The sequence below is a fragment of the Rhizobacter sp. P2_H2 genome (assembly GCF_056403375.1).
In genome coordinates this window covers 1-833 of record NZ_JBFUFP010001610.1, presented here as the reverse complement: position 1 = coordinate 833, position 833 = coordinate 1, and the positions used below count along the sequence as shown (strand labels likewise).

The 833-nt window shown below is 67.5% G+C and carries 1 protein-coding gene; it reads right to left on the bottom strand.

The features are described 5' to 3' along the window. A partial coding sequence (gene guaA / locus AC1D15_RS35075) for a glutamine-hydrolyzing GMP synthase (protein ID WP_477829710.1) occupies positions 1-833 on the bottom strand: 833 nt, incomplete at both ends.

Here is an 833-nt window from a genome sequence, read left to right as displayed (position 1 = left end):
GGAACACCGTGAAGGCCTGGCTCGTCAGCTCGTACCAGGTCTTGCCGGTCTCGGCATCGCGCGTGTTGCGCAGCTCTTCGATGAAGATCGCATCGGCGCGGCGCAGCAGGTCGGCGAACTCCTTCTTCACCTCGCCGAGGATGCGCACACCCAGGCCCGGCCCCGGGAACGGATGCCGGTACACCATCTCCGGCGGCAGGCCCAGCGCCACGCCCAGCTCGCGCACCTCGTCCTTGAAGAGCTCGCGCAGCGGCTCCAGCAGCTTCAGGCCCAGCGTCTCGGGCAGCCCGCCGACGTTGTGGTGGCTCTTGATCGTCACCGCCTTCTTCGTCTTGGCACCGCCGCTCTCGATCACGTCCGGGTAGATCGTGCCCTGCGCCAGCCACTTGGCGGTCTTCAGCTTCTTCGCCTCGGCCTGGAACACCTCGACGAACTCGCGGCCGATGATCTTGCGCTTGGCCTCGGGGTCGCTCACGCCCTTCAGGTGGCCGAGGAACTGGTCGCTCGCATCGACATGGATCACCTTGGCATGCAGCCGGCCGGCGAACATCTCCATCACCATGCGGCCTTCGTCGAGCCGCAGCAGGCCGTGGTCGACGAACACGCAGGTCAGCTGGTCGCCGATCGCGCGGTGGATCAGCGCCGCGGCCACGCTCGAATCGACGCCGCCCGACAGGCCGAGGATCACCTCTTCGCTGCCCACCTGCTCGCGGATGCGCGCCACCGCCTCTTCGATGTAGTCGCCCATCACCCAGTCGGGCTTCGCCTTCGCGATGTCGAGCACGAAGCGGTTCAGAAGCTCGCGGCCCTTCACGGTGTGCGTGACCTCGGGG